A 25,095-nucleotide genomic window follows, 5' to 3' on the forward strand; every position below is an offset into this window, starting at 1 on the left:
CGTCTTATTGGGGGCTCATTTGTGAAACTTAGTTTGTATTCTGTTATCTTGGGCGGGGCGGGTCTGTTGGCGGCCTGCGGCCCTGCACCCACGCCGCAACAACAAGCCGCACGGCAACACGAAATCGCATGTCTCGGCGGAACCCTTGGGGGCGCGTTGATCGGCGGCGCCATTGGCAACCAGTTTGGGGGCGGGTCTGGCAAATCAATCCTCACTGCGGCGGGCGCCGCTGCCGGGGGCATTGAAGGTCAGAGGTTCTCATGCTGAGGGGGTTTGGAATGAAGCGCGCAGTTATCCTTGTCGCTGCCATGTTTCTGGCGAATGCCGTCAGCGCCGAAACCGTGGCTGAGTTGCATGAAAAAGAGTTGAACGCGATCGACACCAACAATGATGGGTTTCTGTCCAAGGACGAGTTCAACGCCTTTTCCGACTATGCGTTTCAGGAAATGGATGACGACAAGAACGGCACGCTGGGTCTGGACGAAGCCAAGCCGTTTCTGGACATCAAGCAGTTCCAGCAAGTTGACCGCAACAAAGATAGCCTTATCTCCAGAGCTGAATACGACGCCCAGATGAACCTAGATTTCAATGCGGCGGATCAGGACGGAAATAGCCAGTTGGACTAGGCCAACTCTGACAGGAGCATGGTATGAGCAAATGGATCGGCCTGAGCGCGCTTGCGCTGCTGGCGGCATGTGACGTGCCTCAGGCCCCGGTTGTCACCGGCGCGGACGGCCAGCCCCGTATTCAGATCAATACCAGCGGTCTGACCTGCTATGATACGCGGTGCCTGGACATAAACCCGGCCGCACGCAGCGTTCGGTCCATCGGCAACCGCACGACCGGGATACCGTCTAACATCAATGTCAACGATGGCACGGTAACACCGTCCGAATTCAAACAGATGGGTGTGGTAGCGTCTTTGGCTGGCGGCGTTGGATCAGGCAGCGACAGAGGCTAAAGCAAGCTGTCCATTTTGCGCGCAAGCTTTGCATCCAGCGACGACAAACCGCCCACGTCGTGGGTGGACAGCACCACGTCGACTGTGCGGTACACATTCGACCATTCGGGGTGATGGTTCCACTTTTCGGCCCAGATTGCCACTTGCGTCATCCAGCCAAATGCAGCGACGAAATTGTCGAATATGAAGGTCTTGGTGATCGCGTCCCGGCCTTCAACCATGGTCCAGCCGTTGTTGAACAGCGGATCCAGCAGGGGTCCGCGGGTTTCAGTAGACAAAAGTTCGGTCATTGCTGTTCCTCCGGGTTCGATTTTCTAAACGGGCCGTAATCCGTCAGAATCTCGATCTCTTCTCCCACTGCACGGCCTTCGGCGTCTAGATACTTTTTTACCGCATCTGCAAATCCTGGATCGCCAATCCAATGCAGGCTGTGGGTGAGCGTGGGCAAATAGCCGCGCGCCAGCTTGTGTTCACCCTGCGCACCGGCTTCGACACGGGCAAGCCCATGAGCAATGGCAAAGTCGATTGCCTGATAGTAGCACAGCTCAAAATGCAGGCAGGCGTGGTGTTCAACACAGCCCCAATAGCGACCAAAAAGTGTTTCGCGACCAATGAAGTTAAGCGCACCTGCGATCGGAACGCCATTGCGTTCGGCCAAAACCAGCGCCATGTCGTCCGTCATGGTTTCCTGCGCGATATCAAAAAACTGGCGCGTAAGATATGGCGAACCCCATTTGCGCGCGCCAGTGTCCTGATAAAACTCCCAGAATGCATCCCAATGCTCCGGCCTCAGATCAGATCCCGTCAGGGTGCGGATCTCGCCCCCGAAATCTCCCGCCTGTGCGCGTTCCTTGCGAATGTTCTTGCGTTTGCGCGAGGACAAGTCGGCGAGAAAACCGGCGAAATCCGCATAGTTATTGTTGAGCCAGTGAAACTGCTGCGAGCTGCGCACCATAAGCCCCATCTGCTCACCCGCCAGCGCCTCATCCTGGGTACAGAAGGTTGCGTGCAGCGACGACACCTGATTGTCCGCCGCCAATTGCACCGCGCCCTGCACCAACGCCAACATGCCAATCCCTTCGTACCCGGGGCGCACCAGAAAGCGCCGCCCGGTAGCTGGCGTAAAGGGCACGGTGATCTGCAATTTAGGGTAATAGCGTCCGCCGGCACTTTCGTAAGCATGCGCCCAGCTGTGATCGAAGATATACTCGCCCTGGCTGTGGGATTTGGCATACATCGGTGCTGCCGCAATCAACATGCCATCCAGAAAGGCGGTCAGGTACTGCGGTTGCCAGCCAGTACCACGACCGACGGAACCGCTTTCTTCAAGCGCCAGCAGGAACCGATGTGTGGTAAACGGATCTAACGGACGCCCGCCATCTGCCGCATCGGGACAAGCACAACTGTCCCACTCTGCCGCAGCAATCTGCGAGAGCGATCCCAGAATCTGAACCTCGATCTGTGCCTGATCCATATGCCCTCCGCACCTGATCAGTATTTGTGGTGGGACGCGGCGGGATCAACCCGGTTGTGCGGCCAAATACCCCTCAAAGGTCACATTGTCGGCAACCTTGCGCGCTTCTGCTTCTTGTTCGGGCGACCGGACCGTCCAACACAGTATCGGTACACCCTTCGATTTGAGTTCAGCGACTCGGGGACGGGCCAGATCGTGGACTTCGTGGCTGATGAAACTGGCGCCGACCCGATCGAAGTCGGGAATCGCGCGCAGATGGCTGCAAGTTTCTTCAGACAGGGGCCAATCCTGCGGATCATATGAACTGGTCACTAGACCGCGCGGCAAATCCGGCGCCAGACGAGCCAGTTCGGCCACGCTGTTTGGATTGAAAGACATCAGCGCCAGCGGGCCATCATATCCTTGCAACGCGCGAACAGCATCCTGTTCGAGAGCCCCGACATCCGTGCCCATCGCCCCGTCCTGATCCTTGAGCTCGATCAACAACGGCACCTTGCCAGCAACCAGATCCAGCACTTCATCCAGCGTCGGAATGCCATCGTCAGCGTGCAGCAACGTGGTGGATGACGCCTGCGTAGCGGTGATCTGCCGGATTGGACCAGACTGCCCGGTCAATCGGGCCATGTCGTAGTCGTGAAACACCATCGCGCGATCATCCGAGGTCAGCTGAAGATCGACCTCAATCCCATACCCGGCCTCGACGGCAGCACGAATGGCCGCCCGGCTGTTTTCCGGACGGTTTTGCGTTTTGTCATGCAGCGCCCGATGTGCGACCGGGGTTTGCAGGAACTCTGCTGGCAGAGACGGTGTCATTGAACCTCGAAAATACCTTCGATTTCAACAGCGACACCCAGTGGCAATGATGCAGCGCTGACAGCTGAACGGGAATGACGACCTGCATCCCCCAAAGCCTCGACAAGGAAATCTGAGGCCCCGTTGATCACCTGTGGTTGGTCTGTGAAATCTGCGGTTGAATTCACAAAGCCAGTCAACTTGATCACACGCACCAGCTTTTCGATGTCTCCACCGCAGGCCGCCCTGACCTGCGCAAGCAGATTGATGGCACAAACCTTTGCCGCCGCAGCGCCTGCTGCGACATCCATGTCATCCCCCAGTTTGCCGGTGATCAGGTCATCTGCCTTTGATATCTGGCCTGAGACGTAGACGATGTTACCGACACGCACAAAAGGCACATAGTTTGCCGCTGGTGCAGGTGCATCGGGCAAGGTCACACCCAGGCTTTCCAAATTGGCTGCGATGCTCATTTATGATCCTCCCTGTTTTCGACTCGGGCGGACGCTAACCGGGAAGATCGGATTGGGAAAGCCGGAAACCAGTATTTTCTGGAATGCCTGCAATCTTGGCATAACTTCTCTTATTCCGAACTGTTGAACCGGTGTCACTTTACCCCGGACCGGCAGGCGGGTTAAACGCAAGGTGTTTCAATTTTGACCCGAAACATCTATGTGACAACGACTTGTGCCGATACAGCACTACATTGTTGATTGAATGCCTGGTCGCGAAGGTGCTGGGCCGCTTTGGAGTAACAAAGACCGTGTTAAGCAGACTTCGCCTAAAACATCTTGTTGTTCTTCCGCTGGTGTTCGTATTGACTGCGTGCGCCTCACAACCTTCAGATCAAGCCGCCCGCGGTCAGGTTTTTGACCCGTATGAAGACACAAACCGATCCGTTCACAAATTCAACCTGGGCCTGGATCGGTTCCTGTTTCGTCCGGCCTCGAAAGGTTATGTGAAAATCGTTCCCGACCCGATGGTCACCAGCTTTAGCACATTCGCCGAGAATATCTCTCTGCCTGGACAGGCGGTTGACTATCTGCTGCAGGGCAACCCCAAGCAGATGGGTAACGCACTTTTGCGGTTCGTGATCAACATGACAGTTGGCGGATTTGGGTTATCCGCCCCTGCAGACGAACTGAACCTGCCTCCGGTTGATACCGATTTCGGGGAAACACTACATGTCTGGGGCTTTGGCGAAGGTGCTTATGTCGAACTGCCGTTCTATGGCCCCTCGACCACCCGCGATGCCGTGGGTGTCGTGGTCAACCTGTTCTCGAACCCCATCAATTTCACGCCAACGCGCCCGGCCGACAATCTGGGTGTCTATGCCGAGGTTGTACGGCGGATGGGCGACCGGGGTCGGTTCTCGGACACGGTCGATTCGATCTTGTATGACAGCGCCGACAGTTATGCGCAGGCGCGTCTGATCTATTTGCAGAATCGCCGGTTTGAACTGGCAAGGGATGACGAGGATGCCTATCTGGACCTTTACACCGATCCCTATGCCGACATCGGAACCGACCCAGTCAGGGACCCCTATTTAGACCCCTACGAGGACCCCTATGCCGAGTAACGCCTTGAACCGACGCCATTTTATTGCGACCACCCTGACGGGTGTAGCACTGACAGCGATACCTGTGTCCGCATTTGCCCAGACTGAGGCAAGCGCCAAGGCACTGGTGAACAGCGTGGTAACCGAAATCAATCGCGTGATCGCATCGGGCAAATCGGAAAACGCCATGTTGCGTGATTTCGAAAAGATCTTTGTGCAATATGCCGACGTGCCGATTATGGCGCGCTATGCGTTGGGTGTGGATGCCCGCACCGCCAGCCCGTCGCAGCTGAAAAAGTTCACCAAGGCGTTTCAGGGATATATCTCGCGCAAGTACGGCCGCCGCTTCCGGGAATTCATCGGGGGCGAGGTTAATGTACGTAACGCCCGAAAGATCAAAGCGGGGTACGAGGTCAGAACCCTGGTGAAACTGCGCGGTTCCGCACCTTTTGATGTGACTTTTCTTGTGTCCGACAAATCGGGGCGTGACAAGTTCTACAACATGTTCATCGAAGGCGTGAACCTGCTGCTGACCGAACGAACCGAAATCGGCGCAATGCTGGATGCAAGAAAAGGCAACCTGAACCAGCTGATCAAGGACCTTGACCGGACGGGTTAAGACTGAGTGTGTTCGAACCTGCCTATTTTGCGGTTCCTCAACACAGTCCTTGAGAACTGGCGGTTATGCCGCAAACGCGCCCTTTGATGGAACACCCTGACAGGTGTCATGGCATGTAACTGCGCACCAAGGCGCTGGCGATCAGTGCCCATCCGTCGGCGATCACAAAGAACGCCAGTTTGAACGGCAGTGAAACAATCGCGGGCGGCACCATCATCATACCCATGGACATAAGAACAGCAGCTACCACTAGATCGATGATCAAAAACGGCAGAAAGATCAGAAAGCCGATCTGAAAGGCCCGGGCAATCTCGGAAAGCATAAAAGACGGCATCAGAACCGAAAGCGGGGCCTGGGCCGACAGTTCCAGCGCGTCGCCTCCGGGTCGTAATGCCGCCATGGCATAGAACGTGTCCACGTCCAAACGGTTGGCCATAAATACCCTGAATGGCTCCAATGCTCGTTCTAATGCTGTTTCAACACCCATCGTTTCTTCAACCAGTGGGCGGATTCCATCGGTCCAAGCCTCGGTAAACACGGGCTCCATGATAAAGTAAGTCAGAAACAGAGCCAGGCTTACGATCAACATGTTTGGTGGTGATTGCTGCAGCCCGATACCTTGTCTCAGGATGGCCAGAACGGTGATCAAAAACGGAAAACAAGTGATCATGATCGCTAATCCAGGCGCAAGGCTCAGCACGGTGATCAGCAGAATCAGCTGGATGGTCCGGGCCGAGATTGACCCGCCTTCGCCCAGCGAAAGCGTCAGCTCCTGTGCCACGGCAAGCGACGGGCTTAGAAATACAGCTGCACAAACCAACCAGATCAGGGCGCGCATTACCCGATCCCATTTTGCAGATCCGCAATTTCCGTCAATCGCACAGCCAGTTGACCGGCTTGATCGCCCTCCATTTCCTCGAGCAAACCGCGTGCAACCAATTGGTCTCCGACATACAGGTCAACCGGATCCTCAATCCGCTTGTCCAAGGTCAACACAGCGTTCTCGCCCATGTTCAACAGGTCCTTGATCAAAGGGCGTGCACAGCCAACCGACACGGTTACTTCGATCGGAACAGAATCAAACGGGTTCGGCTTATCTGATTTCGGGGTCTGAGTATCACTCATTTGACAAAGCCTCTCTTGCCTCAAACACATAGGAATCGAATGCGTGCGCGACCGAAGCCAGCAGAGCGCTGCAATCGATCTCGCGTCGGGAAACGCCCACTTGCAACCGCGCTTGGCCCGGGTCCAGCGACGCATCCTCAATCACGCGCGGGGTCGGCGATAAGTCGGATGGAATCATCGCCTCGACGTCTTTGGCACACCCTTTGGGCACCCTGATCTGCATCGGCTGTTCAATCTGTTCACCAGCCATGCCACACAATTGCTCGACCATCCGGGCCGCAAAGCCGCGCTCCATAGTGTCCGGCAGAACGATGCGGGTCAGGCTCTGGAACATCGGTTCCAGCGACAGCGTCATGCGGTTGATTGCCTCTTGGTAGGTGAACGACATGTCCTGCAATGCATTGCCAAGCTCGGCCGAGACCTGCCCTTGGCTTTGTTCTTGCGCCTGCATCGCGTCTTCCCACCCGGCGCCATACCCCTTTTCAAAGACCGCAAGGTTTTGTTCTTCCAATGCTTCGTCATCCAGCAGATGAATCTTGCCGCCGCCGGACTGCACCGTGAAGTCTTCAAGAAGATGGGTAATGGACATCACGCACGCTCCTCGCCTTCTTCAAGCCAACTGCGAAGGATCTCCACTGTCTCCTCCTGCTTGTCACCGATCATGGACCGAAGCCGATCCACCGGATCTTCTGACACAGCGGAGCCGAGCGCCGGTACATTGGCTTGCGCCGGAAGTTGCGAAAAGTCCGATCCGTCAGCCGCCGCAATTTCGCCCGTTAGCAGCGGGGCATCGTCCGCTACAGGTGCTGCACCGGCTGGCAGTAAGGCCTGGGCCATTGCGGGTTTCATCAAGATCGGTCGGATGACAAACAACGCCAGAACCAGAGAGACAATCGCCAGAACGGCCATTTGGATGAGCGACATCGCATCCAGATGGATCTTCTGCCACATCGACGCCGAGACCAGCGTCCCCTGAGGTTCAGCAGCTGGCAGATCCAGAGATTTCAATGTGATTACATCCCCACGTTCGGGATCAAACCCGACGGCAGATGCAACAAGCTCTTCCAACGCGTCGAGCTCGGTCTGCGGCAGCGGTGTAAAGGTTTCGGCACCGGCGGCGTCAACTGCGCGCATGCCATTGACCAATACGGCAACCGTCAGCCGTTTGATTGCCCCAGGTGCATTATGGACCTCAAGCTCGGTCTCGGACACTTCATAGTTCACACGTTCGCGGGTTTGCGTCGCCGTCGAATTCGATTCATCACCCCCTGCACCATCACCATCAGGCAGGTTCGACGCAACAGTTACATCAGACGACTGGTTGCGGGCGCTATCCGATTTCTCTTCAACATCCGTGCTAATCGCAACGCGACCTTTGGGATCAAAGCGCCGTTCGCGGATCGATTCCGTTTTGGTCACGGTATCGACGCTAACCTCGACCACAGCGTTGCCAGTGCCAACCCGAGCCTCGACCAGGCGCAAAACCCGTTCGCGCAATTGGCGGGACTTATCATCGGCCGTATCAGCGGCCACCGCCGTCTCCTGCCCTCCGATTACGGATCCGTTGGAATCAATAACAGCCACGTTCTCGGGCGCCAGACCACTGACGGCGGATGACACAAGAAAGCGAACCGCCTTGGCCTGATCGCCAGTGATATCTGACCCCGATGGAACCAGATAGACCGAGGCGGTTGGAGCGACGCTTCGCTGAAACGGGTTCGCCGATGCATTTGCAATATGAACCCGAGCTTGGCTGATATGGCGACCGCCGACGATCGTGCGCGCCAACTCGCCCTCTTTCGCGCGCCAATAGGCGGCATCGAACATCTGCGACGTGGTACCAAAACCGCTGAGTGTATCTAGCAGTTCGTACCCACGGTTACTGTTTGCAGGCAAGCCTTCGCTGGCCAACATCATGCGCAATTCGTCCCGCTTTGCGCCTGGAACATAGATGGACCCGCCACGAATCTCGTATGGCACACCACGCTGATCCAGCGAACGGACGATGTCCCCTGCGGCACCGCTTTCCAGCCCTGCATATAGCAGTGTCATCGACGGCGCGGACACAAGCCGTGACATCCCCAATACACCAAGAAAGACCAGCACAACCGCACCAGCGACGACAATTTGTTTTCGCCTGTCCAAACCCGCCCAGACGGTTCCGATCTGCTGCACACTCACCTCCGACTCGCCGACATTCTGCCCGGCACCCCTCTTGTTTGGCCGAATGCCCTTAACAATCGGTTAGTCCATACAGGGTTATGACAGTTGCAGATTGGATGAATGAGGACGTCATGACCGACGCAACTGCAGAACAGGCGGAGGCCCCTGTAAAAAAGGGGAAAATGGGGTTGATTGTAGGGTTGATTCTGGCGATCTCAGGCGCGGCCGCTGGGTATTTTCTGACTTCGTCCGGGGTGTTGCCCTTCGGCGCCAAGGCAGAAAAGGCCGCCATTGATGAAACCCAGGAAGACATGCCCGCTAAGGCACTTGCAGATGTGGGATTCGTCGATCTTCCGCCTGTCATCGTATCTGTGAATACGGGCGAGTCGCGCCATCTGAAATTTCATGCGCAGCTCGAAGTTAACGCACCGTACATCGCTGATGTGGAAAAAATGCAGCCACGAATCATGGATGTCCTGAACGGGTATCTGCGCGCCGTTGAAATCTCGGATCTTGAGGATTCTCTAGCCCTGATACGCATTCGCGGGCACCTGCTGCGGCGCATCGGAATTGTCGTCGGCGAAGGCCGGGTGCGTGACGTTCTGGTCATGGAATTTGTATTGAATTAGGAGGCGAAATTGGAGCTGGTTGCGGATATTTTGCTGGTTGCGGGCGCGCTGGGCGCGGGCCTTTATTGCTTTGTGCTGTCACGACGGCTCAAGCGGTTCACAAATCTCGAAAAGGGAGTAGGCGGCGCTGTTGCCGTACTGTCTTCTCAGGCGGATGAGCTGAAGACATCGCTGGAGAGCGCGCGGTCGGCCTCTGACCAATCGGGCGATGTGCTTAAAGACCTCACTCAACGTGCGGAGACAGTGGCTCAGCGGCTGGAACTCATGATGGCGTCGATGCATGACGTTGTCACAGATGAGACTGTCGACACTGCTACCAAATCGGATGCCTCCCCCAGAGACGACCTGCCTTCTGATTCAATGACCCAGGACATCAAGGTCGCGGCGCAAGAGCTCGCTGTCTCGTCTGAATCCGGAGATGCCTCAGCCCTTGATGCCTCTGCAAAAGTCCCCGAAGGCGTGATGTTTTTCCGGCATGACCGCAAGCAGAACGAGGCCCCAAAATGAGAAGTCGCCCGGCAAATGAGACGCGCGGGCATCCACGAGGTGGTGTTCTTGCGGTGATTTCTTTTTTGATGATTGGCTCAGCTGCGATTCGGTTGGGGTTGGAAGCCGGGCCAGCCCTGGCCAAATCGACAGAACCTCAGCCTATCGAAAGTAAGTCTGCCTCGGCGGATACACGGGATGTTCAGGTTGTATTGACCGAACTTTTGCGTCGCGAGGAACGCGTGCAGGAGCGCGAAGATGCCTTGGTCGAAAGGGAAAAAGCGCTGGAGATAGCAGACCGGGCAATTGAGACCAGATTAATTGCGATGCAAGAAGCCGAAGCTTCCCTGCGCGCGACGCTGGCCGTGGCGGACAAGGCTGCGGAAACTGATCTGACGCGCCTGACAGACGTGTACCAGAACATGAAGCCCAAAGATGCCGCTGCGCTGTTCGAGACCATGGACCCGACTTTTGCAGCAGGTTTTCTGGCGCGCATGCCGCCTGACGCTGCAGCTGGAGTCCTTGCCGGTCTCAGCCCCGAAGTGGCGTATACGATCAGTGTTGTGATGGCGGGGCGCAACGCCAACGCCCCGCAGGAGTAGATGCCCGTGTCCCCTAACCCTGCACTGGATATTGCTGGAGATCACAAATGATTGGAATTGTTGGAATTGTCGTCATTTTCGTGATGGTGTTCGGCGGTTATCTCGCCGCAGGCGGCAAGATGACCATCATTATGAAGTCCCTACCGTTTGAGATGATGATGATCGGCGGCGCCGCAATCGGTGCGTTCCTGATCAGTAACGATATGAGCGGCGTAAAACACACACTCAAAGACATGGGAAAAGTCTTCAAAGGGCCAAAATGGAAACCCGAGGATTATCGCGACCTGTTGTGCCTTTTGTTTTCGTTAATCCGCATCGCGCGTGCAAATCCGGTAGAGGTTGAACAACATATTGAAGAGCCCGAAAGTTCCAGCATCTTTTCCGCGTATCCCAAGATACAGGCTGATAAGGAAGCTGTTGATCTTATTTGCGACACCATGCGATCGGCTTCGATGAACTATGACGATCCGCATCAGGTCGAAGAGGTTCTGGAGAAACGGATGGAGGCTAATTTTCACCATGCGATGCACTCCAGCCACGCGCTGCAGACCGTGGCAGACGGCCTGCCTGCGCTGGGGATTGTTGCCGCGGTTCTGGGTGTGATCAAGACAATGGGGTCGATCGATCAGCCGCCCGAAGTTTTGGGAAAACTGATCGGTGGCGCTTTGGTCGGTACATTCCTGGGGGTTTTTTTGGCGTATGGGTTGGTCGGCCCATTTTCAGGTAAGTTGAAATCCGTGGTGGAGGAGGACAACCACTTTTACCAGCTGATCAAAGAGGTTCTGGTTGCCAACCTGCACAATCACAACGCGGCGATGTGCATTGAAGTCGGGCGTCAAAACACACCGACCCACAACCGCCCCGGCTTTACCGAGCTTGAGGACGCGCTGAAGGAACTTAAGCAGGCGGCGGCATGACACGATTTTGTGCAGTGGTTTCCATCCTGATTGCGGTCGCATCGGGCGCAGCGTCGAAGGAAGTGACGGTACGATCTGGCGAGCATGACGGGTACACACGCCTTGTGTTCAACGTGCCCCCAGACACCGGTTGGGTTTTGGCGCAGCAGAAAAATGGCGCAACGCTGACCGTGGAGGTGGATGACGTCACCTTTCAAACCAGATCGGTCTTTGGACGCCTGACAACCAATCGTCTGTCGTCCCTGTCGCAATCCCAGCCCGGCACCGCCTTGAACATGGAGTTCGGATGCGATTGCGTCGCGTCGGCCTTTTTGTTCAGAAACTCGATGATCGTGGTCGACATCGCACCAGGCATTTCATTGCCACCGCTGACCACTTACATCCCTCCGCCAGTTTTGACGCGCGAACCAGACCGTGAATCTCACCCCAAAAGATTGGGTCTGAAAGTGGATTTGAAGCTGCCGCCTCTGAACATGAACGGGCAGGGGTTTAGGGACCAGTTGTCTGCGCGTCTGCTGCAAGGCGCGGATAGGAGCCTGCTTGACCTGAACCTGGCACCTGTCGGGCCTCGTAATTCGTCCAGTGTTTCGAGAACGGCAGTGCCGCCCAGTCTGAGTTCGAATATTCATCTGTCGAGTGTACTTGACGATCTGAACGGGTTGCTTGGTGCAGAATTGCTGCAGATCGGGGATAGGCCAACCTGTTTCTCGACCACCGAATTGGGCTTTGATCACTGGTCTGAAGCGCGCCCATTCCACAGCCAGTTGGCGGACCTAAGGGCTGGGCTGTATCAGGAGTTTGATCATCTGGACGACGAGCGCGCTGTCAGTCTCGCCAAGCTCTACGCGTTTTATGGATTTGGGGCAGAGGCGATCAGAGTATTAGGGTTGATGGAGACGCAAACCCCCGAACTGACGAGGGTTTCCGCCATCGCATATATCATGGACGATCGACAGATGTCCGGACCAAACCCATTCAGAAAACTACAGCGATGTGACAGCGACGCGGCGCTATGGGCGGTTCTATCGGAAAGTGAGCTGGCATCCGAAGCCGATGTTGAGGCGATTGAACAAGCCTTTGCCAGGCTGCCTGAGCATCTTCGTCGCACGCTCGGGCCAAGGGTGTCGTCCATCTTGGTCGATGCTCAGGAGCTAGAGGCCGCGCGGCGCGTGTTGCGCTCGGTTAATCGCATCGAACTGACCGAACACTCCAGCGTGACACGAGTAAAGGCCAAGGTCGCCGAGGCAGCAGGTGACGACGAGCGCGCTGAAACCTTGCTCAGCGAGGTCGCCTCCAGCCCTGGCGCTTTGACGGAAGCACCATTGGCACTGGCCCGGTTGGTTGACAAACGCTGGGTTGATCGGGGTGCGGTAACATCGCAAGAGCTTGGCCTTGCCGCGTCTTATGCGATGGAATTCCGGCGATCCGAAATTGGACCTATGATGGCGCGAACTCATGTAGTCGCTCTTGGCTTGAGCCATGAATTCGACAGCGCACTGGATCTGATCAAGACTTTGCCAAATGGAGAAGAGGTGCCAGTCACCTTGAATCGGCACCTTCAATTGCTCGCAGAGCGATCGGACGATGTGACTTTTCTACGTCAGACATTAGCAATGCCATCAGAGCTCACCGATCTATTGTCGACAGATACCGCCATAGTCCTATCGAGGCGCCTCGCTTCGCTTGGGTTTGCGGCACAGACTTTTGCTTTGGCCAACAGACAGGAAGACAGCACCAGACGATCTGAACGGGCGCGGTTACGGGCCCGCGCTGCCCTGATGGATGGTCGCCCACATCAGGCGATGCTAGAGTTGGAGAGTGATTCATCGAAAAATGCAGTTGCGCTGCGGGTTCAGGCCATGAGCGCCGTTGAAGACTATGCGGCGGCTGGCGAGATGTCGCGGGAACTCGGAGAAATAATGATGGCGAACCGCTATTTGTGGCTGGCCGGACTACCGCCCGCGGTCGGTTCAGAGCCGGCAGGGAAATTCGCGAACATAAATGCAGCGGCAACAGCATTGTCCGAACCGCCAATCAGATTGCCAGCCAGACCACTGGCGGATGCGGCCAATTTACTGGATGACAGCGCAAAGGCGCGTCAGCAGATCGCTGAGCTTCTCGACTCGGTAAAGAACGAATAGCGCGTCGGTTGTGGCAGCCATCTTAGGCCCAACCAGTTTGTTCGCCTGAGGGGCTATGGCCGCGCTCGACAGTTGGTCTTAGGTTGTCGGCGGGTCATAGATAAGGTCCGCCACATCCGCGTAGGAAGTCTTTGAGTCGATCCAGCCCAAAACAGCCTGGCGAATGGCCTCGGCACGCGCATGCCCAACGACGGGAGAGGCGAATTGAATGAATTTTTTGATCACTTCAGTCTTGGTCAGCGGTGCTTCGGTGCCTCCGCGGGCGTCAACGTGGCCTGACACCAGGACGCGCCCGTCTGTGGTGGTGATACGGACATCGGCGCTGCGACCTTGCGGGAAACCTGCGTTGTGATGATCGCTTTCGGCCACATGAATACGCGCCATCAAAGCGGCGACACCCGGATTGGACAAGCTGGTGCCTGTGATCTGTTCCACTCCGATCTGACCATGCACCGCGTAGCTAGCCACTGCAAATGCCAGGGAATACTGCGCCTGTGACGTCGTTTCAGGCAGGCCGGAAAACAGGCAAACCGCTTCGTGGAAACTACGGATGTCCAGCCTTTTGATTTGCTCATGGGTCAGATCATGCTCGGACAGTATCGCGCTTACCCCGTCGATTGCGGCATGGGCCCATCGGCAGATCGGGTAAGGTTTTATGTATTGATTTTCGACCACCCAGAACGCGCCCAGATCCGCCCAATGCGGTGCGGCCTCGGCGGCTTCGATGGTGATTGCAGGGGCACCGGTAAAGCCACGCTCGGCCAGGATTGCTGCTGACATTCCGACCATCGCGCCCCAGCCTGATCCGTCATGTAACATCGTAGGGTTTGCAATCTCGCGCATCATCTGGCTGCGGGGGCCGTGGAATTCAGCGATCCCCATCGCTTGTCGCAATTGTTCGGGTGTATGCCTGCGCAAGCGCGCAGCCATTGCCGCTACGCCCAGCGCATTCCAGGCCCCAGAGGTGTGATAATCGCTGACACTTGCGTGCAGCGACAAACCGGCACGTCCCGCGACCTCGTAACCGATAATCACCGCGGCCAAAGCCTCGGGTCCCGTCAGATCTGGACGGTGTTCCGCAAGGGCCGCGAGGGCAGGTAAAACGACGACACCGATATGGCCTTTGACCGGGTTATAGCCGTCATGACCGTCCAGATTGTCGGTCTGGGTTGCAGCGGCATAGGTGGCCCCGGCCATACTGACCTGTCGCCCGTCAAACATCATGCGCGCGCTGTAGGACGGGTCTGAACTGGCATAGAGCAACGCCGCCGTATCGCGCGCGATCACTCCAGCCTCCATTGGGCCCGATGCGATCAGAATGCCCATCGTGTCCAGCATCAACAACGCGGCAGCCTCGCGCGCGCTGATGGGCATGTCCTGTGCCGAACGGCCCAGGGCAAATTTGGCAACGCAGGCGAAGGTGTCTGTCATTTGACCGCTTCCATCACGAGCGGTCTAGCACCACGCAGGCGCAGGCCGTCGGGATCGAATGGCGGTTTCGCCAACAACTGGGCAGTATGAGGTTTGCCGAGAATAAAGATCTCGACCGGATCGCCGGGCTGCGCCACATTCGGATCGGCATACCCGAGCGCCAGTGATTTGCCGACCGAATAGCCGTAAGCGCCGGACGTCACACGACCTACTGGTCTCCCATCGGGGTTAAAGATCGGCTCACCTCCCGCTGCGTCGGCGTCGACCGCATCAACCTCAAAAATCGAGAGCACCTCACGCGGGGCGTTGTCCTTGACGGCCAGGTAGGCGTCTTTGTGCAAAAACTCCTTGTCCAGCTTGATCAACCCTGCCAGCCCGACCTCTTGTGGCCAGTATTCCTGAGAATACTCCCGACCCCACGAACCATAACCTTTTTCGATGCGCAGAGAGCCCAACGCACGGCCGCCCACCGGGCCGCCATCCATTTCTTTTGCCGCGTCCAAAAGCGCCGAATAGAGCCTGATTTGATCCTCTTCCGCGCAATGCAGCTCCCACCCTAGATCGCCGGTAAAGCTGACGCGAATGGCCAGACATGTAACCCCTGCCACGTCAACGGTTTGCGAGCGCATGAACCGGAAGGCCTCGTTTGACAGATCCGCATTTGTCAGGCGCTGCAGCATGTCGCGCGACTTTGGTCCCGCCACGTTGAAACCCGCGATACGATCTGTTGCAACCTCGAGCGTGGTGCCCTCAGGCAGATCGACCATGTTGAAGAAACGCTGGTGGTAACGCTCGGCCATGCCAGAGCCGATCATCATGTACTCATCATCTGCGACTTTTGTGATTGTGAAATCGCCAGCGACGCCGCCCCGAACCGAGATCAGTGGAGTCAGACACGACCGCCCTACGTCAGTCGGGACTCGGTTGGCCACCAGGCGGTCCAGCCAATCGCAGGCCCCTGGACCTTTGATCACGTAATTGGCGAAGTTCGAGATATCGATCACACCGACAGTCTCACGTAGCATCTTCGCTTCGCGACCGACCGGCTCCCACCAGTTTTGACGGGTGAAGCCGTTAGTTTCGATGGCTCCCGGCTGATCCGCGAACCATAGCGGGTGTTCCCAGCCACAATTGAGACCAAAGACGCAGCCCATCTCTTGTTGCATCTTATACGCAGGACGGGTGCGGGCAGGACGACCGGCGCTGCGCTCTTCGTTTGGGAAATGGATCGCGAAACGATGCGAGTACTGGTCTTCAACCCGCGCTTTAGTGAATTTCTTGTCCGCCCAACCGCCGAAACGGGCCAAGTCCCAGGCGAACATGTCGTATTGCGGCTCCCCGTCGATCATCCATTGCGCGGACAACAGCCCCAGCCCGCCGGACTGAGAGAAGCCAGGGATAATCCCGGTACAGCAGAAATAATTCTGCAACTCGGGCACCGGCCCCCAGATCGCATTGGCATCCGGAGACCAAATCATTGGCCCGTTGATTACTCGTTTGACCCCTGCGGTAGCGGCGACGGGAACACGTTCCGTCGCGCGAATCACATTCTCCATGATCCGGTCCAGATCATCGGGGAACAGCTCGTGGGCAAAATCCAATGGCGTGCCGTCTTCCGCCCAGAACCGCATGTCTTTCTCATAGGCGCCGATCAGCAGGCCATTGCCTTCCTGACGGAAGTAATACTCGCCATCCCGGTCGGCGATGGACGGTAGGCGGCGGCCCAGCTCGGCAACCTCATCAATCGCCTCGGTTACAAAATACTGATGCTCAGTCGGTTGCAAGGGCAGCTCTACACCCGCAAGCGCTGCGACTTCGCGCCCCCAAAGACCACCGGCATTGACCACCCATTGTGTATGGATATCACCCTTTTTGGTGCGCACGATCCAGGACCCATCTGGTTGCTGTTCAGTGCCTGTTACGGGGCAAAACCGCTCGATCGTGGCACCCATTGCCCGCGCACCGGCAGCATAGGCATGAGTCACGCCCGAGGGATCGACATTGCCGCCATCGGGTTCGAACATGATGCACCGAACATCGTCAAATTGCGCCAACGGGTGCAGTTCCATCGCCTGTTCGTGGCCGATTTCGTGAAAATTCAGACCGTAGAACTTGGCTTTGGCCTCTTGCAGTCGCAATTGGTGTTCCCGGTCTTCGGTCTGCGCGAGGTAGAGCGACCCGGATTGGAACACACCACAGCCCTGCCCAGTTTCCTTCTCCAGCTCTTTATACAGATTCATCGTATAATGCTGGATGCGGGTGATATTGTTGTTGTCGTGCAGCCCGTGAATATTCGCCGCCGCGTGCCAGGTTGAACCGCTGGTCAACTCATCCCGTTCCAGCAGGACCACGTCGGTCCAACCGAGCTTAGCCAAATGGTAAAGAATCGAACAACCGACAAGGCCCCCTCCGATAACGACGGCCTGCGCGTGGGTTTTCATGGGATAGTCTCCTGCGTTTCGGGCGCCGCCAGATCGGCTCCTTTGCAGGAAATTCAGCCACAGGTCGGGATGGGCTTATGCTCTGTTCCCGACGCGAAATGTCGGGAACAGATATCTCATGGCTCGAATAATTCTCAACCAGAGTTGAATCAGTATGGTGCGTCGACGTCGTTCATCGAAACGTAAACCGTCTTCATCTCGCTGAAATGGTTGATCGCCAGCTTGGAATTCTCGCGCCCGACGCCGGACATTTTTGATCCACCAAACGGCGCTTCGACCGGGGCAAGGTTGTAGGTGTTGATATAGCACGTACCGGCTTCAAACCCTGCGACGATGCGATGGGCACGGGTCAGATCGTTGGTGAACACGCCCGCTGCCAAGCCGAACTCGGTGTCATTGGCGCGCGCCAAAACCTCTTCTTCGGTGTCGAAATCCAGAACTGACATGACCGGGCCAAAGATTTCCTCGCGCGCGATGGCCATATCGTCGGTGACATCGGCAAAGACCGTTGGCTGCATGTAGTAGCCTTCGCCTTCAATCTGTGCGCCGCCATAGACCAGCCGTGCGCCTTCGGATTTGCCTTTTTCGACATAGCTCAACGCGATGTTCATTTGGTTTTCGCTGACCATCGGGCCAAAGTTGACTTGCTCATCCAGTGGATCGCCGATTTTTGCCGTAGCCAGACGTTCAGACAGTCGGTTCAAGAACGCCTCTTTGATGCCTTTCTGAACAAAAACACGAGTGCCATTCGAACAGACCTGCCCCGAGGAATAGAAGTTGCCCAAAATCGAACCGGATACCGCGTTTCCAATGTCAGCATCGTCGAACACGATCATCGGGGACTTGCCGCCCAATTCCATCGTCACGTGCTTCATGCCATCTGCTGCCGCGGCATAGACCTTACGACCCGTCGGAACCGATCCGGTCAGCGACACTTTGGCAACGCGCGGATCGGTGACCAACGATGCGCCCACGTCACCGTAGCCTTGGATCACATTGTAGACCCCCCTGGGCGCCCCGGCTTCGATAAGAATCTCGGCAACCTGCAGCGCCGACAACGGCGTGGTTTCAGATGGCTTGAAGATCATCGTATTGCCACAGGCCAGCGCCGGGGCCCCTTTCCAGCAAGCGATCTGGGTCGGGTAATTCCACGCACCGATACCAACACACACGCCCAACGCCTCGCGGATGGTATAGACGAAATCGCCACCGCCCAGAGGAATCTGTTCCCCGGTCAGGGATGCGGCCAATCCTCCGAAGTATTCCAACGCGTCCGCGCCGCTGGTCGCGTCTGCCACCAGCGTTTCCTGCAAGGGTTTTCCGGTGTCATGGGTTTCCAGGATCGACAGCTCGCGATTGCGGTCACGCATGATGTCTGACGCACGGCGCAGAATGCGGCCGCGCTCGGTTCCAGACATGGCAGCCCAGGCCTTCTGAGCAGTTTTTGAACTGTTTAGAGCCTGATCAACGATCGCAGGCGTCGCCGAATGCAGCCGTGCAATCACTTCTCCGGTTGCGGGATAGATCACGTCGATGGGTGCGCCGCTGGTATCTTCGACATAGGCACCGTCGATGAAATGGCTGGCCTTGGGCTGAAACTTCATAACCGAGTCCTCTTCTTTGCAAGCGCAGCCCCTGGTTCGGTCACAATGGGCAGCTCAGCTCGCCCCTACCGGTTATTGATTGGTCAGTCAATAACCTCACCCAACCGCCTGATGTGGGGGATCCGCTGTGTCAACAGGCTTGAAAAATTAACCAAATGTTCTATATATGTTCTACACAGTCAGAGGATACACCGATGGCACAGTCTGCTCGAACTTTAGCGCCTAGCGGCCCGACAAATGATTACCACCTGCTGCCGGTAACAGACCGCCAGATGCGCTATGCCCGCGCGATTGCCGAACAATCGGCGCTTGAAATTCCTGTTGAGGTGCAGCGCGACCGGCGGATGCTTTCTGATTGGATCTCGACACATAAGCCCCGGGCTGCATCCCCTTTTGACAACTACCCGACCGGAAAGCAGGTTGCCTTTGCCGAGCGGATTTCACGCAGCAAACGCCGCCCGATCCCATCCGAGTGTTTCCGCGACAAACACCGGATGTCCCGCTGGATCGACGAGAACAAATAAGCTGATCAACTGCGGCTGTGGTTATGTGAGTATATGGTGACTGCTGCAGCTACAAACAGGCCCAACAGGATATACCCTGTGACGGCCTCGGCCGCAGCCAAACCCCGGCACAGCCCTGCCGGGGACAGATCGCCGTATCCTACTGTGGTAAAGGTCACGTAGGAGAAATACAGCACATCCGCAGGTCCTTTGGCGCCGACGACGCATAGATCGCTGTATCCAAACGCGCCATAAACGGCAGCAAAAAGGAACGGCACCACCTGGATAAACGACACGCCCATCAGAAACAAAAGCCTGCGGGGCGATTTAACCTGCGTCATGTAGAACCAGGATTGCGAAATCAGCCAGATGACAAGGCCGATCGAGGCAAATGTGCCAATGGTGTCACCCGCAGCAGATTCGCTGAGGCGGGACAACCCGTACCAGGCCAGAAAGCTTGCAACCACCAGCCCCGCCGCCGCAAACAGTGTCGATTTCCATTCATCCAGAGTTTTGGGTTCGCGGGACATGGCCACTCCGCTTTGATGGCAGTCAGACAACCATCCGGCGTCACACCGGCCAACGCAACCCGAATTCAGTCCGCACCCAAATGTTCAACGCCGCGCGCTCGGGCCAAACCAATCTGCTTTTGCCGCTCGCGAAAGCGCATCTTGTCCGCCTCGGACGTCTCGTTGATGCATCGATGGCAAGACACCCCGTGCTCGTATTCTGGGCGTTTCACGTCTTCGGGCAGGATTGGTCGCCGACACCCATGGCACAATTTATGTGGGCCTTCAACCAGCCCGTGCCCAACTGAGACGCGGTTGTCGAAAACAAAACAATCGCCCTGCCAAGTACTGTCTTCCGCTGGCATTTCCTCAAGATAACGCAGGATGCCACCTTTCAGGTGATAGACATCCTCTAACCCCTGACCCAGCAGATAGTTGGTGGATTTCTCGCAGCGGATGCCGCCGGTACAGAACATCGCGACCCGTTTGTTGTGGAACCGTTCCTTATTCTCTTCCCACCAGGCTGGAAATTCACGAAAACTGGTCGTTTCAGGGTCTATTGCTCCTTCAAACGTACCAATCGCTACTTCGTAGTCGTTGCGGGTGTCGATCACGACCACGTCGTCGGAACGGATCAGATCGTTCCACTCGTCTGGTTCAACATAGTTACCGACGCGGGCGCGCGGGTCCACATCCGGCTGCCCCATGGTGACGATCTCCTTTTTAAGACGCACCTTCATTTTGCCAAACGGCGGGTGATCGGCAGCGGCCTCTTTCCACTCCAGATCGGCGCAACCCGGCAAAGCCTTGATGTGGGCCAGCACCGCGTCGATGCCGTCACGGGGTCCGGCGATGGTGCCGTTAATCCCTTCGCGTGCCAGCAACAGCGTGCCTTTGACCGATTTGGCACGGCACAGCTCTGCCAACGGGTCACGCAGGGCGGCGTGATCAGCGAAACGGGTAAAGTGGTATAGGGCAGCGATCGTGTACATGCGCGCGGTCTAAACCCGCTGGGCCGGAGTCGCAAGGGATCGGATTGACGCCCCGCACATGGCCCCTTACCCATATTGCAGTCAACGGAGGCCACCATGACCCATGCCCTGATCGTAATAGACGTCCAGAACGACTTTTGCCCGGGCGGGGCTTTGGCTGTGGCCGGAGGGGACGAGATCGTCGCGCCGATCAATGCCATGATGGATGAATTTGACGCCGTGATCCTCACACAGGACTGGCACCCGGCCGCGCATTCTTCGTTCGCAAGCTCGCACACGGGCAAAGCACCGTTCGAGATGATCGAGATGCCTTATGGCCCTCAGGTTCTGTGGCCCGATCATTGCATTCAGGGATCGCATGGCGCAGCCTTCCATCCCGCATTGCGGACAGATGGTGATCTGATCCTGCGCAAAGGGTTCCGCCCTGCAATCGATAGCTATTCTGCCTTTTTTGAGAATGATCACAAAACGCCAACGGGGTTGAAAGGGTATCTGGACACACGCGGGATCGACCGGCTGACACTGGTGGGACTCGCCACAGATTTCTGCGTTCACTACTCGGCAGTGGATGCAGCGAAACTGGGGTTTGACGTCACGGTGTTGATGAAAGCCTGCAAAGCAATAGACATGGACGGGTCACGGGCGGCGGCCGAGAACGCAATGCGCGCGTCGGGCGTTGTGCTGGCTTAGGGCGACGCGCCAGCGGCGGCCAAGTATTTTAACAAAGCGATCAGAATTACTGACAGGCCAAGGGCCAGGCCAATTCGCCCCGGCACACTGCGTCTTTGAACTTCGGCAGGCGGATTATGCGCTTTGCCCTGCGACACAGCTGAGGCGCTGATGACGCCGCTCACCGGTTGTGCATGTCTGACATGATGCAGAAACTGCCGGAAATCGAATTCCCCAGAATACTCGCCCTGAATCCCTCTGGATTTGATGTTTGCGAACAGATCACGCAGAATGCGTTCCCGATCAAGCTCATCGGCAGGCGGGTAAACGTCGGGCGCAATCCCGCTGTCATGGGCTTCAAGCCCGAACCCCGCGTCCAAAAACATGCCGCGGATCTTGGGGGACGCGCCACGCAAGGCATCTGTCGTTTTGATATCCCGAAACAGCGCACGCACCTTGGCGCCTTGATTGCTGCCTGCGGTGTTCAGTTCAGGATCAAAATCGTCCGATGCCTTTTTGACAATATCAAAGTCGTACTTAAGACCCATTCACCAAGTTCAGCCTTCTGAGTTTGTTTCGACCCCTCACTAATCGGTGAAAACAACGCAGAATATGCCCGCATTGTGACGTCATACGGGCATTGTCATCAAATTAGCGACTCTTGCCAATCAGCGTGACGATTGATCTAACAACGGAAATCGCAGGAGTTCCCCATGGTCGACATCGCGACCCGTGTCTACAATCACAAATGGCAGATCGACCCGATTGTGCGGTCTTTGATCGATACGGATTTCTACAAACTTCTGATGTGCCAATCCGTATTTCGTAACAAGCCACAAACAGATGTCACGTTCTCGCTGATCAACCGATCGCTTCATGTGCCGCTGGCCCGGCTGCTCGACGAAGGAGAGCTGCGCGAGCAGCTGGATCATATCCGCTCACTTAGCCTTAGCCGTGGTGAAAGCACATGGCTGCGGGGCAATATGTTCTATGGCAAACGCCAGATGTTCCGTTCGGATTTCATGGAATGGTTCGAGAACCTGCGCTTGCCGCCTTATAATCTGGAACGCAAGGGCGACCAATACGAGCTGACTTTCGAAGGCAAATGGCACGAGGTCATGTTGTGGGAAATCCCTGCGCTAGCCGTGTTGATGGAGCTGCGGTCCCGCGCCGTTCTGAACAGCATGCGCCGGTTTGAATTGCAGGTGCTTTATGCCCGCGCAATGACCCGTGTTTGGGAAAAGATCGAGCCGCTCAGCGCGATCAACGGGCTGAGCATCGCAGATTTTGGGACCCGCCGCAGGCATTCATTCCTTTGGCAGGATTGGTGTGTTCAGGCAATGATGGAGGGGCTGGGCGACTCCTTTACCGGAACCTCGAACTGTCTGATCGCAATGCGTCGCGAGGTTGAGGCGATTGGGACCAACGCCCATGAACTTCCGATGGTGTATTCCGCTTTGGCCGACACAAATGACGATCTGGCCCAGGCCCCTTATGACGTGCTGAGCGATTGGCATGATGAACATGACGGGAACCTACGCATCATCTTGCCGGACACCTATGGAACCAAGGGCTTTCTGGATCGCGCGCCTGACTGGCTGGCTGGCTGGACCGGAATTCGCATTGACAGCGGCGACCCTGCGGCCGGCGCTGATATCGCAATAGACTGGTGGCAGTCACGGGGTGAGGATCCACAAGAAAAGCGCATCATATTCTCCGACGGGCTGGACGTGGACAAAATTCAGGAATTGCACAGCCAGTTTGCCCATCGCACAAAGGTGTCCTTTGGCTGGGGAACACTGCTGACCAATGACTTCCGTGGGCTTGTGCCCAATGACGCGCTTGCCCCGTTTTCGCTGGTTTGCAAAGCGGTCTCGGCCAATGGTCGACCGACGGTGAAGCTGTCGGACAACCCGGAAAAGGCAATGGGCCCAGCGGATCAGATCGACCGCTACAAGCGCGTTTTTGGTGTTGGTGCTCAACAGCCCATCGAGGTGATCGTCTAACCGTGAAAAGCCGCCACCGTCTTGAGCTGCGAAAACCCATACAGGGCTTCGAACCCCTTTTCGCGGCCGTGGCCTGATTTTCCGACCCCTCCGAAGGGCAACTCGACCCCGCCTCCGGCCCCGTAATTGTTGATGAACACCTGCCCCGAGTTTAGCCGCTTGGCCAGACGCATCTGGCGCGCGCCATCGCGGGTCCAGAGGCTGGCAACAAGGCCATAATCGGTACTGTTTGCTATAGTTAGAGCCTCACTCTCCGTGTCAAACGGGATCAGAACCTGAACCGGACCGAAAATTTCCTGCTGCGCCAGAACGTGGTCAGGCGGCACATCCGAGAACACAGTGGGTCGCACATAAGCCCCGCCTTTCGGCGCCGTATCGACGATATTGCCTTGCGCCGCGATGCTAAGATCTGCGCCCTTGGCCAGAAACCCGGTCACAACCTCTTTCTGGCGCGCAGAGATCAACGGTCCGACTCGCAAATCGTCTTGCGCCGGGCCAACACTCAGCTGCGCATAGGCGTCTGCAATGCGTTCTTTCACCTGACTATAGACGCCACGCTGTACCAGAATACGCGACGAGGCCGAGCAGGTCTGACCCGCATTCTGAATGCCCGCGTTCACCAGAAAGGGCAGCGCCGCATCAAGATCAGCATCATCAAAGACAAGTTGCGGAGATTTCCCGCCCAGCTCCAGTGTGACTGGTACAACGTTTCGCCCAGCCGTCTGCTGTACCAACGCGCCCGTCGCCACCGATCCGGTGAACGAGATGTGATCGATGCCCGGATGTTCCGACAAAGCCGCACCTGCCTCGACGCCCAGCCCCGGAACCACATTCAGCGCCCCGTCTGGCAAACCTGCCTCTTGCGCCAAATGGGCAAAGGCCAGGGCGGTCAAACAGGCCTCTTCTGCTGGCTTCAGCACACAGGCATTGCCCATTGCCAATGCCGCGCCAACAGATCGCCCGATGATCTGCATCGGGTAGTTCCACGGCACGATATGGCCTGTGACACCGTGGGGTTCGCGCAAGGTGTATACGGTATAGCCATCCAGATACGGGATGGTCTCACCCATCACCTTGTCTGCTGCGCCCCCATAGAACTCGCAATATCGTGCCAAAGCCACCGCATCTGCGCGTGCCTGAGTCAGCGGTTTGCCAACATCCATGGCCTCGAGCAGAGTCAGGTCTTCGACCCGGTCCAACACCAGTTGCCCCAACCGGTTTAGGATACGGCCACGCTCCAATGCTGTCATCCCACCCCACGCCCCGTCTCGCGCAGTCCGTGCAGCCAATACAGCCTTATCAATGTCTGCTGACGTCCCGCGCGCAATCCGGCAAATCTCGGACCCATCCGATGGGTTGATCAGAGGCAAAGTATCTCGGGACGTTGGGGTGCTCCAGACCCCACCAATCAGGCAAAGGCTGGGATCGAACCAGAGGGGAAGGGTCATGTCGGACTCCAGTTTAGGCTCTAAC

General features: G+C 56.9%; 28 protein-coding genes. 13 read left to right on the forward strand and 15 right to left on the reverse strand.

Annotation, left to right across the window (positions count from 1 at the left end):
* The first annotated feature begins 21 nt into the window (after window positions 1–21).
* From ACR0BU_RS10255 to ACR0BU_RS10265, 3 genes are read left to right on the forward strand one after another with little or no spacing between them, the layout of a single operon-like run.
* Window positions 22–267: a glycine zipper 2TM domain-containing protein gene (locus tag ACR0BU_RS10255; RefSeq protein ID WP_300069128.1), complete on the forward strand. Its 246-nt coding sequence runs from the start codon at window positions 22–24 to the stop codon at window positions 265–267.
* Between the two features lie 11 nt (window positions 268–278).
* The gene (locus ACR0BU_RS10260) at window positions 279–626 is read left to right on the forward strand and encodes an EF-hand domain-containing protein (RefSeq protein ID WP_298934288.1); all 348 of its coding nucleotides are present in this window, start codon (window positions 279–281) and stop codon (window positions 624–626) included.
* Between the two features lie 23 nt (window positions 627–649).
* On the forward strand, window positions 650–961 hold the full coding sequence (locus ACR0BU_RS10265; RefSeq protein ID WP_298934287.1) for a hypothetical protein: 312 nt from the start codon (window positions 650–652) through the stop codon (window positions 959–961).
* Here ACR0BU_RS10265 and ACR0BU_RS10270 read toward each other — a convergent pair.
* The 4 genes from ACR0BU_RS10270 to ACR0BU_RS10285 are packed head-to-tail and all read right to left on the reverse strand — an operon-like array spanning window position 958 to window position 3,700.
* Window positions 958–1,251 carry a 4a-hydroxytetrahydrobiopterin dehydratase gene (locus tag ACR0BU_RS10270; RefSeq protein ID WP_120634715.1) on the reverse strand — a complete coding sequence of 98 codons (294 nt, stop codon included), beginning with the start codon at window positions 1,249–1,251 and terminating at the stop codon, window positions 958–960. The two genes, ACR0BU_RS10265 and ACR0BU_RS10270, sit on opposite strands and share 4 nt — an antisense overlap.
* Entirely contained in the window at window positions 1,248–2,435 is a 1,188-nt protein-coding gene (locus tag ACR0BU_RS10275; RefSeq protein ID WP_480737178.1) for a GNAT family N-acetyltransferase, read from the reverse strand. Before ACR0BU_RS10275 ends, ACR0BU_RS10270 begins: the two co-directional genes overlap by 4 nt.
* A gap of 45 nt (window positions 2,436–2,480) precedes the next feature.
* Complete coding sequence (locus ACR0BU_RS10280; RefSeq protein ID WP_480737179.1) at window positions 2,481–3,248, reverse strand: glycerophosphodiester phosphodiesterase family protein; 768 nt, start codon at window positions 3,246–3,248, stop codon at window positions 2,481–2,483.
* On the reverse strand, window positions 3,245–3,700 hold the full coding sequence (locus tag ACR0BU_RS10285) for a RidA family protein (RefSeq protein WP_299079221.1): 456 nt from the start codon (window positions 3,698–3,700) through the stop codon (window positions 3,245–3,247). The genes ACR0BU_RS10280 and ACR0BU_RS10285 overlap by 4 nt, the downstream gene beginning before the upstream one ends.
* A 290-nt stretch (window positions 3,701–3,990) precedes the next feature.
* Between ACR0BU_RS10285 and ACR0BU_RS10290 the strand changes: the two genes are divergently transcribed.
* On the forward strand, window positions 3,991–4,806 hold the full coding sequence (locus ACR0BU_RS10290; RefSeq protein ID WP_299079224.1) for an MlaA family lipoprotein: 816 nt from the start codon (window positions 3,991–3,993) through the stop codon (window positions 4,804–4,806).
* Window positions 4,796–5,404, forward strand: coding sequence for an MlaC/ttg2D family ABC transporter substrate-binding protein (locus ACR0BU_RS10295; RefSeq protein ID WP_298934274.1), 609 nt, complete (start codon window positions 4,796–4,798; stop codon window positions 5,402–5,404). The genes ACR0BU_RS10290 and ACR0BU_RS10295 overlap by 11 nt, the downstream gene beginning before the upstream one ends.
* A 106-nt stretch (window positions 5,405–5,510) precedes the next feature.
* Here the strand turns inward: ACR0BU_RS10295 and fliP are convergent, their stop codons facing one another.
* From fliP to fliF, 4 genes are read right to left on the reverse strand one after another with little or no spacing between them, the layout of a single operon-like run.
* A complete protein-coding gene (gene fliP, locus ACR0BU_RS10300; RefSeq protein WP_480737181.1) occupies window positions 5,511–6,242 on the reverse strand; it encodes a flagellar type III secretion system pore protein FliP in 732 nt (243 codons plus the stop codon).
* Window positions 6,242–6,529 (reverse strand): FliM/FliN family flagellar motor switch protein, encoded by a 288-nt coding sequence (locus ACR0BU_RS10305; RefSeq protein WP_480737183.1) that lies wholly within the window; start codon window positions 6,527–6,529, stop codon window positions 6,242–6,244. The genes fliP and ACR0BU_RS10305 overlap by 1 nt, the downstream gene beginning before the upstream one ends.
* Window positions 6,522–7,118 (reverse strand): FliH/SctL family protein, encoded by a 597-nt coding sequence (locus ACR0BU_RS10310; RefSeq protein ID WP_480737184.1) that lies wholly within the window; start codon window positions 7,116–7,118, stop codon window positions 6,522–6,524. Before ACR0BU_RS10310 ends, ACR0BU_RS10305 begins: the two co-directional genes overlap by 8 nt.
* On the reverse strand, window positions 7,118–8,704 hold the full coding sequence (gene fliF, locus ACR0BU_RS10315; protein WP_480737185.1) for a flagellar basal-body MS-ring/collar protein FliF: 1,587 nt from the start codon (window positions 8,702–8,704) through the stop codon (window positions 7,118–7,120). The genes ACR0BU_RS10310 and fliF overlap by 1 nt, the downstream gene beginning before the upstream one ends.
* 119 nt (window positions 8,705–8,823) lie before the next feature.
* On the opposite strand from fliF, the gene ACR0BU_RS10320 reads away from it, so the two are divergent.
* The 5 genes from ACR0BU_RS10320 to ACR0BU_RS10340 are packed head-to-tail and all read left to right on the forward strand — an operon-like array spanning window position 8,824 to window position 13,467.
* Window positions 8,824–9,321 (forward strand): flagellar basal body-associated FliL family protein, encoded by a 498-nt coding sequence (locus tag ACR0BU_RS10320; protein ID WP_300069105.1) that lies wholly within the window; start codon window positions 8,824–8,826, stop codon window positions 9,319–9,321.
* 9 nt (window positions 9,322–9,330) lie between these two features.
* Window positions 9,331–9,828 carry a hypothetical protein gene (locus ACR0BU_RS10325; protein ID WP_480737186.1) on the forward strand — a complete coding sequence of 166 codons (498 nt, stop codon included), beginning with the start codon at window positions 9,331–9,333 and terminating at the stop codon, window positions 9,826–9,828.
* Complete coding sequence (locus tag ACR0BU_RS10330) at window positions 9,825–10,409, forward strand: MotE family protein (RefSeq protein ID WP_480737188.1); 585 nt, start codon at window positions 9,825–9,827, stop codon at window positions 10,407–10,409. The genes ACR0BU_RS10325 and ACR0BU_RS10330 overlap by 4 nt, the downstream gene beginning before the upstream one ends.
* Window positions 10,410–10,456: 47 nt before the next feature.
* Window positions 10,457–11,326, forward strand: a complete 870-nt coding sequence (motA, locus tag ACR0BU_RS10335) for a flagellar motor stator protein MotA (RefSeq protein ID WP_299079248.1) — start codon at window positions 10,457–10,459, stop codon at window positions 11,324–11,326.
* Window positions 11,323–13,467, forward strand: a complete 2,145-nt coding sequence (locus ACR0BU_RS10340) for a hypothetical protein (protein WP_480737189.1) — start codon at window positions 11,323–11,325, stop codon at window positions 13,465–13,467. The genes motA and ACR0BU_RS10340 overlap by 4 nt, the downstream gene beginning before the upstream one ends.
* A 78-nt stretch (window positions 13,468–13,545) precedes the next feature.
* Here the strand turns inward: ACR0BU_RS10340 and ACR0BU_RS10345 are convergent, their stop codons facing one another.
* From ACR0BU_RS10345 to betB, 3 genes are all read right to left on the reverse strand, one after another.
* On the reverse strand, window positions 13,546–14,898 hold the full coding sequence (locus tag ACR0BU_RS10345; RefSeq protein ID WP_480737190.1) for an MmgE/PrpD family protein: 1,353 nt from the start codon (window positions 14,896–14,898) through the stop codon (window positions 13,546–13,548).
* On the reverse strand, window positions 14,895–17,339 hold the full coding sequence (locus ACR0BU_RS10350) for a GcvT family protein (RefSeq protein ID WP_480737192.1): 2,445 nt from the start codon (window positions 17,337–17,339) through the stop codon (window positions 14,895–14,897). Before ACR0BU_RS10350 ends, ACR0BU_RS10345 begins: the two co-directional genes overlap by 4 nt.
* Before the next feature lie 149 nt (window positions 17,340–17,488).
* Entirely contained in the window at window positions 17,489–18,943 is a 1,455-nt protein-coding gene (gene betB / locus ACR0BU_RS10355; RefSeq protein ID WP_480737193.1) for a betaine-aldehyde dehydrogenase, read from the reverse strand.
* A 194-nt stretch (window positions 18,944–19,137) separates the two neighbouring features.
* Between betB and ACR0BU_RS10360 the strand changes: the two genes are divergently transcribed.
* Window positions 19,138–19,467, forward strand: coding sequence for a hypothetical protein (locus ACR0BU_RS10360; protein WP_480737195.1), 330 nt, complete (start codon window positions 19,138–19,140; stop codon window positions 19,465–19,467).
* A 5-nt stretch (window positions 19,468–19,472) separates the two neighbouring features.
* On the opposite strand, the gene ACR0BU_RS10365 is transcribed toward ACR0BU_RS10360, so the two are convergent.
* Both ACR0BU_RS10365 and trhO read right to left on the reverse strand, forming a co-directional pair.
* The gene (locus ACR0BU_RS10365; protein WP_299079266.1) at window positions 19,473–19,976 is read right to left on the reverse strand and encodes a potassium channel family protein; all 504 of its coding nucleotides are present in this window, start codon (window positions 19,974–19,976) and stop codon (window positions 19,473–19,475) included.
* A 65-nt stretch (window positions 19,977–20,041) separates the two neighbouring features.
* Window positions 20,042–20,947 (reverse strand): oxygen-dependent tRNA uridine(34) hydroxylase TrhO, encoded by a 906-nt coding sequence (gene trhO / locus ACR0BU_RS10370; RefSeq protein ID WP_299889398.1) that lies wholly within the window; start codon window positions 20,945–20,947, stop codon window positions 20,042–20,044.
* Window positions 20,948–21,043: 96 nt separating this feature from the next.
* On the opposite strand from trhO, the gene pncA reads away from it, so the two are divergent.
* Window positions 21,044–21,637, forward strand: coding sequence for a bifunctional nicotinamidase/pyrazinamidase (gene pncA, locus ACR0BU_RS10375; protein WP_300069080.1), 594 nt, complete (start codon window positions 21,044–21,046; stop codon window positions 21,635–21,637).
* Here pncA and ACR0BU_RS10380 read toward each other — a convergent pair.
* Window positions 21,634–22,164, reverse strand: coding sequence for a hypothetical protein (locus ACR0BU_RS10380; protein ID WP_298934244.1), 531 nt, complete (start codon window positions 22,162–22,164; stop codon window positions 21,634–21,636). The genes pncA and ACR0BU_RS10380 overlap by 4 nt on opposite strands.
* A 165-nt stretch (window positions 22,165–22,329) precedes the next feature.
* Between ACR0BU_RS10380 and pncB the strand changes: the two genes are divergently transcribed.
* Entirely contained in the window at window positions 22,330–23,622 is a 1,293-nt protein-coding gene (gene pncB, locus ACR0BU_RS10385; RefSeq protein WP_298934242.1) for a nicotinate phosphoribosyltransferase, read from the forward strand.
* Here pncB and ACR0BU_RS10390 read toward each other — a convergent pair.
* The gene (locus ACR0BU_RS10390; RefSeq protein ID WP_480737196.1) at window positions 23,619–25,070 is read right to left on the reverse strand and encodes an aldehyde dehydrogenase family protein; all 1,452 of its coding nucleotides are present in this window, start codon (window positions 25,068–25,070) and stop codon (window positions 23,619–23,621) included. The genes pncB and ACR0BU_RS10390 overlap by 4 nt on opposite strands.
* Between the last annotated feature and the right edge of the window lie 25 nt (window positions 25,071–25,095).

This window comes from Ruegeria sp. CK2 (genome assembly GCF_056536585.1).

Bases quoted from the DNA above. Each gene is read 5' to 3' on its own strand.
- betB (WP_480737193.1), bottom strand. From the start codon at position 18,943: ATGAAGTTTCAGCCCAAGGCCAGCCATTTCATCGACGGTGCCTATGTC.
- ACR0BU_RS10295 (WP_298934274.1), top strand. From the start codon at position 4,796: ATGCCGAGTAACGCCTTGAACCGACGCCATTTTATTGCGACCACCCTG.
- ACR0BU_RS10350 (WP_480737192.1), bottom strand. From the start codon at position 17,339: ATGAAAACCCACGCGCAGGCCGTCGTTATCGGAGGGGGCCTTGTCGGT.
- ACR0BU_RS10330 (WP_480737188.1), top strand. From the start codon at position 9,825: ATGAGAAGTCGCCCGGCAAATGAGACGCGCGGGCATCCACGAGGTGGT.
- motA (WP_299079248.1), top strand. From the start codon at position 10,457: ATGATTGGAATTGTTGGAATTGTCGTCATTTTCGTGATGGTGTTCGGC.
- ACR0BU_RS10380 (WP_298934244.1), bottom strand. From the start codon at position 22,164: ATGGGTCTTAAGTACGACTTTGATATTGTCAAAAAGGCATCGGACGAT.
- ACR0BU_RS10360 (WP_480737195.1), top strand. From the start codon at position 19,138: ATGGCACAGTCTGCTCGAACTTTAGCGCCTAGCGGCCCGACAAATGAT.
- ACR0BU_RS10275 (WP_480737178.1), bottom strand. From the start codon at position 2,435: ATGGATCAGGCACAGATCGAGGTTCAGATTCTGGGATCGCTCTCGCAG.
- ACR0BU_RS10285 (WP_299079221.1), bottom strand. From the start codon at position 3,700: ATGAGCATCGCAGCCAATTTGGAAAGCCTGGGTGTGACCTTGCCCGAT.
- ACR0BU_RS10280 (WP_480737179.1), bottom strand. From the start codon at position 3,248: ATGACACCGTCTCTGCCAGCAGAGTTCCTGCAAACCCCGGTCGCACAT.
- ACR0BU_RS10270 (WP_120634715.1), bottom strand. From the start codon at position 1,251: ATGACCGAACTTTTGTCTACTGAAACCCGCGGACCCCTGCTGGATCCG.
- ACR0BU_RS10390 (WP_480737196.1), bottom strand. From the start codon at position 25,070: ATGACCCTTCCCCTCTGGTTCGATCCCAGCCTTTGCCTGATTGGTGGG.
- pncA (WP_300069080.1), top strand. From the start codon at position 21,044: ATGACCCATGCCCTGATCGTAATAGACGTCCAGAACGACTTTTGCCCG.
- ACR0BU_RS10265 (WP_298934287.1), top strand. From the start codon at position 650: ATGAGCAAATGGATCGGCCTGAGCGCGCTTGCGCTGCTGGCGGCATGT.
- pncB (WP_298934242.1), top strand. From the start codon at position 22,330: ATGGTCGACATCGCGACCCGTGTCTACAATCACAAATGGCAGATCGAC.
- ACR0BU_RS10305 (WP_480737183.1), bottom strand. From the start codon at position 6,529: ATGAGTGATACTCAGACCCCGAAATCAGATAAGCCGAACCCGTTTGAT.
- ACR0BU_RS10340 (WP_480737189.1), top strand. From the start codon at position 11,323: ATGACACGATTTTGTGCAGTGGTTTCCATCCTGATTGCGGTCGCATCG.
- ACR0BU_RS10365 (WP_299079266.1), bottom strand. From the start codon at position 19,976: ATGTCCCGCGAACCCAAAACTCTGGATGAATGGAAATCGACACTGTTT.
- ACR0BU_RS10310 (WP_480737184.1), bottom strand. From the start codon at position 7,118: ATGTCCATTACCCATCTTCTTGAAGACTTCACGGTGCAGTCCGGCGGC.
- ACR0BU_RS10345 (WP_480737190.1), bottom strand. From the start codon at position 14,898: ATGACAGACACCTTCGCCTGCGTTGCCAAATTTGCCCTGGGCCGTTCG.
- trhO (WP_299889398.1), bottom strand. From the start codon at position 20,947: ATGTACACGATCGCTGCCCTATACCACTTTACCCGTTTCGCTGATCAC.
- ACR0BU_RS10320 (WP_300069105.1), top strand. From the start codon at position 8,824: ATGACCGACGCAACTGCAGAACAGGCGGAGGCCCCTGTAAAAAAGGGG.
- ACR0BU_RS10260 (WP_298934288.1), top strand. From the start codon at position 279: ATGAAGCGCGCAGTTATCCTTGTCGCTGCCATGTTTCTGGCGAATGCC.
- fliP (WP_480737181.1), bottom strand. From the start codon at position 6,242: ATGCGCGCCCTGATCTGGTTGGTTTGTGCAGCTGTATTTCTAAGCCCG.